Annotated in this window: 10 protein-coding genes, 2 pseudogenes and 1 riboswitch; of the genes and pseudogenes, 2 read left to right on the top strand and 10 right to left on the bottom strand. The window is 48.1% G+C overall.

Annotated elements, in window-relative coordinates:
- Positions 1–672 (bottom strand): annotated as a pseudogene (locus ACNA7P_RS10590) (antiporter); the annotation flags it as partial.
- A gap of 328 nt (positions 673–1,000) precedes the next feature.
- Between ACNA7P_RS10590 and narL the strand changes: the two are divergent.
- Entirely contained in the window at positions 1,001–1,648 is a 648-nt protein-coding gene (narL, locus tag ACNA7P_RS10585) for a two-component system response regulator NarL (RefSeq protein WP_416258600.1), read from the top strand.
- Positions 1,649–2,860: a gephyrin-like molybdotransferase Glp gene (gene glp / locus ACNA7P_RS10580; protein WP_416258599.1), complete on the top strand. Its 1,212-nt coding sequence runs from the start codon at positions 1,649–1,651 to the stop codon at positions 2,858–2,860.
- An 80-nt stretch (positions 2,861–2,940) separates the two neighbouring features.
- Here glp and ACNA7P_RS10575 read toward each other — a convergent pair.
- The 9 genes and pseudogenes from ACNA7P_RS10575 to moaA form a co-directional block, all read right to left on the bottom strand.
- Positions 2,941–4,115, bottom strand: a pseudogene (locus ACNA7P_RS10575) (ATP-binding cassette domain-containing protein); the annotation flags it as partial.
- A 59-nt stretch (positions 4,116–4,174) separates the two neighbouring features.
- On the bottom strand, positions 4,175–4,876 hold the full coding sequence (gene modB, locus ACNA7P_RS10570) for a molybdate ABC transporter permease subunit (protein ID WP_416258598.1): 702 nt from the start codon (positions 4,874–4,876) through the stop codon (positions 4,175–4,177).
- Entirely contained in the window at positions 4,863–5,735 is an 873-nt protein-coding gene (modA, locus tag ACNA7P_RS10565; RefSeq protein ID WP_416258597.1) for a molybdate ABC transporter substrate-binding protein, read from the bottom strand. The genes modB and modA overlap by 14 nt, the downstream gene beginning before the upstream one ends.
- A 94-nt stretch (positions 5,736–5,829) precedes the next feature.
- Positions 5,830–6,327: a molybdopterin synthase catalytic subunit MoaE gene (gene moaE, locus ACNA7P_RS10560; protein ID WP_416258596.1), complete on the bottom strand. Its 498-nt coding sequence runs from the start codon at positions 6,325–6,327 to the stop codon at positions 5,830–5,832.
- A 1-nt stretch (position 6,328) separates the two neighbouring features.
- The gene (locus ACNA7P_RS10555; RefSeq protein WP_416258595.1) at positions 6,329–6,577 is read right to left on the bottom strand and encodes a MoaD/ThiS family protein; all 249 of its coding nucleotides are present in this window, start codon (positions 6,575–6,577) and stop codon (positions 6,329–6,331) included.
- 9 nt (positions 6,578–6,586) lie between these two features.
- A complete protein-coding gene (moaC, locus tag ACNA7P_RS10550) occupies positions 6,587–7,114 on the bottom strand; it encodes a cyclic pyranopterin monophosphate synthase MoaC (RefSeq protein ID WP_416258594.1) in 528 nt (175 codons plus the stop codon).
- A 79-nt stretch (positions 7,115–7,193) separates the two neighbouring features.
- Positions 7,194–7,709, bottom strand: coding sequence for a molybdenum cofactor biosynthesis protein B (gene moaB / locus ACNA7P_RS10545; RefSeq protein ID WP_416258593.1), 516 nt, complete (start codon positions 7,707–7,709; stop codon positions 7,194–7,196).
- A 20-nt stretch (positions 7,710–7,729) separates the two neighbouring features.
- Positions 7,730–8,347 carry a molybdenum cofactor guanylyltransferase gene (locus tag ACNA7P_RS10540; protein ID WP_416258592.1) on the bottom strand — a complete coding sequence of 206 codons (618 nt, stop codon included), beginning with the start codon at positions 8,345–8,347 and terminating at the stop codon, positions 7,730–7,732.
- Positions 8,348–8,350: 3 nt separating this feature from the next.
- The gene (gene moaA / locus ACNA7P_RS10535) at positions 8,351–9,322 is read right to left on the bottom strand and encodes a GTP 3',8-cyclase MoaA (protein ID WP_416258591.1); all 972 of its coding nucleotides are present in this window, start codon (positions 9,320–9,322) and stop codon (positions 8,351–8,353) included.
- Positions 9,312–9,400: riboswitch (molybdenum cofactor riboswitch) on the bottom strand. This riboswitch is flagged as partial in the annotation. (Overlaps the previous gene by 11 nt.)

Below are 9,400 nucleotides of genomic sequence, written 5' to 3'. Positions count from 1 at the left end.
TAAAAACAATAACCACACGAAGCCGGCGTTTTGAATCCACGTTTCGCTACCCGCTGGAATGCTGCCAATTAAGGTACCACTGGCTTTTTGCAGAATCATGGAATCACCGCCGCCAATCCAACTAAATGCAGCGAAGGTCATGAATAAAGGCACCAGAACTTGCATGCTGGTTACGCCAAAATTACCTAAGCCGGCATTGAGGCCTAGCGCTAAGCCTTGTTGTTTGCGAGGGAAGAAAAAGCTGATGTTCGACATGGAAGCCGCGAAGTTACCACCACCGATACCCGATAGTAGGGCCATAAGCTGAAATACCCATAGCGGTGTTTCTTGGCTTTGTAATGCTAACCCTGTTCCTAACGCGGGAATAATCAATAAACTAGTGGTTAAGAATATGGTGTAACGGCCACCACATAGGCGCACAAAAAAGCTGGCTGGGATTCGCAAGGTAGCCCCAGTTAAACCCGCAATTGCCGTTAACGTAAATAATTCAGCAGCGGCGTATGGAAAGCCTAAGTTCAACATTTGAACCGTAATTACGCTCCAATACATCCACACTGCAAAGCCGCAGAGCAAGCTGGGAATCGAAATCCACAGATTTCGATTCGCTATGCGCTTCCCTTCTTTTTCCCAAAAACCTTCGTTTTCAGGTTCCCACTGTTTTAGATCTGCCATAACTGTTTCCTCACTCTGGCATGGTCATAATTTTCGAGATCAGTGTGCGCGTTCACTATAATTTCAACAATGTATCGGATTGGAGGGGCGCGCGCCTATGAATGAGTACTCACTATGGGGTATACAGCGTAAATCAGAACCGAAATAGTTATCTTTTTCAATTATTTATACTAGCATTGAGGAATGCTTGCCTATCCCAGATAACCATGCGAAGCGTAAGGTTATGGAAAGAGAACATGATGTAGGTCAAAGTTTTTCAATCCTTAGTAAGAGGTAATAGGCGCCTAAACAGGAGTATTCCGAACGAATAGCTAGCGGAGAGTTAAACATGGCGGACAAATATAGTGTGATGTTAGTTGATGATCATCCATTACTTCTCAAAGGGTTAAAGCAGCTGCTTGAGTTTGAAGATGATATCGAAGTAGTTGCCGAAGCAAATAATGGGCCCGATGCTATTAAAAAAGCAGTAGATCTTGACCCAGATTTAATTGTGTTAGACCTGAATATGCAGGGCATGGACGGCATTGAAACGCTGATAGGTATGCGCAAAGAAGCCGTTACTTCGCGCATTGTAATGCTTACTGTTTCTGATGTCGATGAAGATGTGGTTGAAGCCATTAGTTCTGGTGCGGATGGCTATTTATTAAAAGATATGGACCCTGAACAGCTGCTAGAACAGCTACGCCGCTCACTGAACGGCAAAATGGTGCTCAGTGAAGCGGTTACGGAAATTTTGGCTACGGCTATTCGCAAACCCGCGCCGCGCCACCAAGCTGATTTAAATAACCTTACCAACCGCGAATACGAAATATTGGCGCTAATCGCAAAGGGAATGAGCAACAAGGTTATTGCCCGCGAACTTGATATTTCTGATGGCACCGTTAAGGTACACGTAAAGCACTTACTGAAAAAATTAGGGTTACGTTCGCGGGTGGAAGCCGCGGTTTGGATGGTGAATCAACAAGGGAATAACTAAATGCTGGCAGTGAACGAAGCAATTCAGCAAATGCTAGCTGCAATAGATCCCATTGCTGAAACTGAAACAGTACATATTGCAGATGCAGTAAACCGCGTATTAGCGGATTCGGTTACTTCAACAGTAGATGTGCCAGGCTATAATAACTCAGCGATGGACGGTTACGCATTGCGCGTTGCAGATTTGCAGCACACCGATACGCTACAGATGGTTGGTGAATCGCGAGCTGGCCATCCGTTCACTGGTGCATTAAATGCCGGCGAGTGCATTCGCATTATGACCGGTGCACAGGTTCCAGAATCAGCCGATACGGTGGTAGCGCAAGAAAATACCGAGTTGGGCGCATCGGCAAATAGAATTCACATTTGCTCGCCATTGAAGCTGGGTAACAACATTCGCAAGCAAGGTGAAGAGCTGAAAGTAGGCGCTGTGGTTTATGCCCACGGCAGTAAGCTGCATCCTGTGGATATCGGTATGTTAGCCTCGTTAGGCATTGCCAACATCAGCGTTCGGCGCCAATTAACCATTGCCGTGTTTTCTACCGGTGATGAGCTCGTGCAGCCCGGACAAGCCCGCCGTAGTGATCAATTATACGATTCTAATCGCTTTGTTATTCATGCAATGCTCGAGCGGTGTGGCTATCAAGTGCTGAATCTCGGCTTAATTCCCGATAATAAACAAGAAATTGCCGATGCGTTTATACAAGCAGCAAAGCAAGCTGATGCTATTGTGTGCTCCGGGGGCGTTTCCGTTGGTGATGCGGATTATACCAAACAAGTAATTGCTGAGTTAGGAGCCGTTGGTTTCTGGAAAGTGGCAATGAAACCCGGTAAACCATTCGCATTTGGTAAAGTAGATGGCGCTTGGTTCTTTGGCCTACCTGGCAATCCTGTATCTGCCACTGTAACCCTGCAACAACTGGCGCTACCGGCATTGCAGCGTTTAGCAGGTGAGCGAGAATTGCAACCTGTGGTGCTAGGCGCTATTGCTGGCGAGGCATTGAAGAAGCGGCCTGGGCGCGCCGATTTTCAAAGGGGTATCGTGCGCTATGAAAATGGTGAAAACCGTGTATATAGCGCCGGTCCACAAGGCTCGGGCATGTTGAGTTCATTGGTGCACGGCAACTGTTTAATTCTGCTTGAGCAAGATCGCAATCATGTAGCCGCAGGTGAAGCGGTGCAAATACAAATGCTGCAAACGCCGATAAAGTAACACATTACTGCTCGCATAACGCCGGTGCAATAACCGCACTAAAGTAAACCAGCCGCTGCACTTAAGCGGCTTTTTTATTAGTAACTAAGCGCTACCGCTTTAATTTGCAAATACACCTGCATCTGCTCAGCTAATTGCAAACGTTCGGCAGAGCTTTTGGTAATTACCGCCGAAACAATTTGCTCCTTCGCTCCATCATTTAGCTTTGTTTTGATGGCAATACGAATACGTTGCTCCGCCGGGTGCTCGGCAGCATGGATGCTTAATATCGTAACTGGAATTACATTACGAATACTTGAGGTCATATGGCGATCTTTCGTAATACTAAGTTCACGGGCCCGAACATGAATTCGGCAGCGGCTACCTGTAGCAAACTCATCGTATTCTTGGTTGCTAGCGCGTGCGCTGGCTAAATCCTTTTCAGCGTGCAGATAGCTGCCAGTGATGTTATCTGTTTGCCCGTTCCCAGAATTGCGAGCGCTTAACTGCGGGTGCGGGAAACTAACCCGATGGCCAGCTACATGTATCGCTAATAAGCTCGTTTCTGGGTTCTGTTCAGCACTCACGATGCCATGAATAATATTCTCGCCGCTGCAGCTAGCGAAGCCTTTATCGCTTTGCAACACCTCGGCAATGCTCCCGTTAGCTACTAACTCACCCTGTTCCATCAACAACAAATAATCAGCTAGCTGTACTACCTCATCGAGGTGGTGAGATACATACAGCATCGGTATTTGCACTACTTGATGAATGTGCTTTAGTAATGCGATAAACTCGGCTTTTGCTGAATAATCTAAATTCGCCAAGGGTTCATCAAGTAGCAGCAACTGTGGGCAACTCACCAAGGCCCGAGCAATGGCTACGCGCTGTTGCTGGCCTCCGGATAGTTGTTCTGGCATCCGCTCCAGAAGGGCGGTAATACCACAAAGCTGCGCCACCCGTTGCGGCGCAAACAGCGAACGCTGCTCGCGCTCTTCGGCTGCTACTCGTTGCCACGCGAATGCTAGGTTCTTTGCCACACTCAAGTGTGGAAACAAAGCCGGTTGTTGAAAACAAAACCTACCTTGCGCTGCCAAGCTGGAACTGTTGCCTGGTTGGGCATAAGCCAGGTGTGCTTGTGCTGCTCATTAACGAAACAAAGAGTGCCCTGATGCTGCTCATCGGTATGCTGCAAACCGGCAATGGCCCGCAATAATGTGCTTTTACCGCACCCCGAGGGGCCAAATAGCGCAGTAATCCCATTACTCGGCAAATTAAACTCCGCATTAACTCGGAAATTGCCACGCTTTACCTGTAAATTGGCATGCAAATAGTTCATTTCGGCAGCTCCTGTTTTTGGCGCGTAAACAGCGCACTGCCATCTCTATTCAAGCTATATACCGCTAACAATACTAATAACGAAAATACTAATAGCAGCAAAGAAAGTTGATTTGCCGCACCATAGTTTAAGCCTTCCACGTGGTCGTAGATGGCAATCGCCACTACTTGGGTTTCACCCGGAATATTCCCGCCAATCATCAGCACTACACCAAACTCGCCAATGGTATGTGCAAATGCTAAAACCGCGGCAGTAATGAAACCCCGCTTGGCTAATGGCATTACCACGTGCAGAAAACGATCGCTGGGCTTCGCCCGCATACAGGCGGCTGCATCCAATAAAGATCGAGGAATTTGGCTAAAGGCATTCTGCAGTGGCTGCACTGCAAATGGTAACGAATAAATTACTGAACCAATTACCAAGCCCGTAAAACTAAAGGCTAAATGGCTAAAACCGATAGCTTCTAAGCTGCCGCCAATCACTCCGGCTGGGCCAAGCGCAATCAACAAATAGAAACCCAACACAGTAGGAGGTAATACCAAAGGTAACGCCACTATTGCCTCTAGTAATGGCCTAGCCCGACTTCGCGTTTGGCTTAACCACCACGCCAGGGGGATCGCCAGTACCAGTAACACCAGCGTAGAAATAACCGCTAATTTCAGCGTAAGGGCTATCGCTTGCCAATCACTGGGGCTCATACATATCTCGTTCGCTAGGGATTAAAAAGCCTGCGGCTTGCAAAATATCTTTCGCTTGTGCGCTTTGTAAAAATGCGAAAAACATTTGCGCTCCAGCGTGTTCATAACCATATTCGGTGAGCAGCATTCCTTGCATAATTGGGGCATGTTGGTGCTCCGGAATTGCAATAAATTGCCCGTATTCTGTAAGCTCTTTACTAAGCGCCAAGGGCAACGCCAGAATGCCCAGCTGCGCACTACCCGAACGTACAAAATGTGCCACTTGCGCCACATTCTCGGCATATACTAAACGCCCTTCAATTTCTGCCCAGCGCGGGTGCTGCTGTAGCCATTCCAGAGCCCTTACACCATAGGGTGCATGCTCCGGGTTAGCGATTGCGATGCGCCCGCGGCGTTGCTGTACCGCAGCGTTCAACCATGTATCGAGATCAACCGTAGCTTGCTCGCTACTGCTTTCTTCTGGGTGGCGTATTGCTTGCGCATTATCAGCCAGCATCCAGGCCGCTAACAGCCCTTGAGCATATGGGTATACGGCACGATTATTAATAACTGTGCCTGCTAGCGCATCTTTTATGCTACTACCCGCGGCAATATCTGTAGCTAACAGCCGTTGCGGATACTCAATATCTGCGGAAAAATAGAGGTGAAACGGCGCACCATTTCGAATTTGGCTATAAAAACGACCCGAAGACCCATACACTACGTTCACCGAATACTCTGGGTGCTGCTCGGAAAACGCAGCCACGATAGTGGGCATGGCAAAACGCAGATCAGAAGCCGCTGCTATTCTTATTGTAGCCGCTTGTGCGGTTACCAAGAATAGGCTCACAACAAGCACGCTAGGCAGCATAACGCGCATCGCTGATCGTATACTTATTGGCACAAGTGCATGCGCAACCAACCAGCGTATAAATTGTGCTTGGCAAGTACTCTTATCGCTCAAATAGTTATCTTTATGCATTATCTTGCTCCCATTGCTCAGTTGCTTGTGCATCACTGTCCTTGGCTGCCACCCACTCTGCACCATCTGTACGATGCTCTTTCTTCCAAAATGGGGCTCGCGTTTTTAAGTAATCCATAATGAATTCAGCCGCATTTGCTGCGGCTTTCCGATGAGCACTGGCAACGCCTACAAATACAATTTGTTCATTCAAGGTAAGGAATCCTACTCTATGAATTATTGCAACCCTACCTAAAGCCCAACGCTGTTGTGCTTGGCGCACGATATCCGTTAATGCACGCTCGGTCATTGCGGGATAATGCTCCAAGCTCATGCCCACCAATTCGCCCTCTGCAAGCTCACGCACGAGGCCTGTAAAAGTAACTACCGCACCATTTTCACCACGCACAGAAACGCCACTGCTTGCCACCCCAGAGCCACGCAGCCATTGATACTCGCCAGCCACATCGAAATCTGCTGTTTGTACTGCAATTCGTAAATCTCCAGCCACGCTAGCCTCCGGTAACCGGCGGAAAAAATGCTACTTCATCGCCCGTTTTTACAGTTGCCGCTGCATCAACTAATTGCTGATTTACGGCCATCAATAATTGCTGGCTTGCTAGCACTTCTCGCCAGCGCTCAGAGTGAGCGCTCACGGCAGCTAACACATCAGCCACACTGCCCTGTTGGAAATCAGCCAGCAGATACTCGGAACTCTTCAGCCGCTCGCGCAGAGCAGCAAAAAATAAAACCTTTACCATAAGTGTTCCTTACTTCACGCCGTTGTTTGCAGTGGCCGATTGCAAAGTTTGCTCTTCACGTAACCAATGCCCGCGTTTACCACCTAACTTTTCGACGAGTTGAATGTTACTGATCACCATGGCTGGATCTACGGCTTTACACATATCATAGATAGTAAGCGCTGCCACACTTGCGGCCGTGAGCGCCTCCATTTCCACCCCGGTTTTGCCTTCTACCACACAGCGCGCGCGTACCCGAATTTCTCCCGCTTGTTGATCAAGCTGAAAATCAACCGTTACCTTATTCAGAGCCAAAGGGTGACATAAAGGAATTAAATCACTGGTACGCTTCGCCGCCATAATTCCGGCGATACGCGCAGTAGCAAGTACATCACCTTTCTTCGCCGTAGCTTGTGCAATCAGGCCTATCACATCCGCTTGCGTAATCACCCGGGCCGAAGCAACCGCTTCGCGTTTGCTAATTGTTTTATCGGTAATATCCACCATGTGTGCAGCGCCACTGCTATCAAGGTGAGTTAACTGCTTGTTTGTAGCCATAATTGCTCTCTTATTAAGTTATGTTCACTATTATCATCATGCAAAGCGCCGTGAGTAGCGCCCCACCATTACATTCTGTTTACTGGAGCTTTTTTAGGTGCGCCACAAAATTACAGGGGCCTTGTTGCGCATCAAGCTGAGGTTTAATCAGTTGCTGCCATGCTAAACGCGCACCACCGCCGGAACCCGGCATCGCGAAAATCAACGTACCGTTGGCCAACCCAGCAACTGCTCGGCTTTGCATGCTTGAGCTACCAATTTCTAAAAAACTTAACTGCCGAAATAATTCGCCAAAGCCGGTTACGTGCTGATCAAATAGAGGTGTTAACGCCTGCACGGTACAATTACCGTTCGCAAATCCGGTACCGCCATTCACCAGTACCACTTGGATACTCTCACTCGCGATCCACGAACTTACCTGAGCACGAATCTGATATTTATTGTTCGGTAATATTGTTCGCTGCATGAGCGTATGTCCGTCGCTAGCCAACGAATGCACCAACAAATCCCCAGTGCTGTCGGTTTCTTCTATCCGTGAATCCGAGATGGTTAATATCGCCACATTCAGGGGTATAAATTGCTTTTCTGTTGTCATGGATAGCTACTCCAATGCACTTAGTGCTGATTATTGCCCTTTGCTACATCAGGCTGTAATTCATCCTTTAAGGATAAAAACAACTGCCATTGCTCGGGAGAATTAGTGTTTAACATGCTCTGCTCATGCATTACAGGAAGTTCATTAACCTGCAAAAAGTGCAGCATGCTACGAATGGAACGGCGCGCATTAGCGTTTTGCAATTGCTCGTTTAGAAAGCGCTGCAGCTGATCTCGTTGGCCACTATCTGCCACAATCAGAAGTGGCAACTCATAACCTTTAAAACACGCCGAAGTAGTGCTACTTAAAAGGATTTGCAGTACATCTTTATTTAGCGCTGGCATATCAACAGGCAACACCAAAATACGCTCGTATTTGCATTCTGGTATGCATGCTTGCAAGCCCGCCAATGGCCCTTGTTGCGGGTAGTAATCTGCAATAAAAGGGATATAGCTCAGTGCTTCTGCTTGTAATGCTGGTGAGCGGCTTACCAAAATATTCGCCGCGCCGGCCGAACCGGCTAAGTTCACCATATGAGTGAGCAAATCATGCTGTTGGCATATCGGTAGCAACGCTTTATCACGGCCCATTCTTACAGAGAGGCCGCCCGCGAGAATAATGCAACTAAGTGGCTGCATAGATTAGCCCCCTATCATGGCCAAATGCCGTGTAGCTCCAGTAAACTCTTCGTGCAGGTAGTGGCTTTCAGCCTTGCCTTGCAAAACATCATGAAGGTGCTGAATCAGCGGTGCCGAATCATCGTTTTGCAGATATTGGCGCAAATCATTGTGCTGCTCGGCAAATAAACACATAAACAATTGCCCGCGGCTTGATACTCGCAAGCGATTGCAATCCGCACAAAAATCGGTGCTATAGGGCATAATTAACCCCATACGCCCAGCATAATCAGGATGGCTAAACTCTTGCGCTGGCCCTGCTGTAATTGACTTAATGGTTTGGCTCCAACCACCGGCCAACAGCTTTTCTTTCACACTTTGGCCACTTACATGGTTGCGTTTGTAATAGGCGCGGTTATCGCCCGTTTGCATCAATTCGATAAAACGCATGGTAACGCCCCGATCCCGCACATACTGAAGAAACTCTGGTAATTCGCTGGCGTTGTAATCACGCAACAACACACTATTCACTTTTACATTCTGCATTCCGCGTTCGAGGGCCATATCAATACCGCGCAAAATACTCGGCAGGCGGCTATCGCCGGTAATCATTTGAAAGGTGCCGGGGTTGAGGCTATCAATACTCACATTTATGGAATCAAGCCCAGCCTCGATCCATGTATCCAAATCTCGCTCTAATCGGTAACCGTTGGTAGTGATCACCACTTGCTCAATGCCCGGCACAGATTTACAGGTACGAATGATATCTGCTAAATCTTTGCGCAAAGCAGGCTCACCACCGGTGATACGCACCTTTTTAGTGCCTGTTTTTGCAAAGGCCGTAACCACGCGCTTGATCTCAGGCAAGGTAATTTCGTTCTTGCGCGAGGTACAATCGGGGCCATTAGGCAGGCAATAGTTGCAACGGAAGTTACAGCTTTCGGTAACCGACAAACGTAGGTAGGTAAACCTACGCGCGTATTTATCTGTAAGCATCTTCACACCTTTCCAAATCTCGGGAGGTTAGTTCGTTTCCAAACTAACCCTGGTGGCGGAATTGCCACGGCTTACGTT

Source organism: Aliidiomarina sp. (assembly GCF_047920995.1).
Classification (GTDB): domain Bacteria; phylum Pseudomonadota; class Gammaproteobacteria; order Enterobacterales; family Alteromonadaceae; genus Aliidiomarina.
This window is presented reverse-complemented; position numbering and strand designations above follow the sequence as displayed.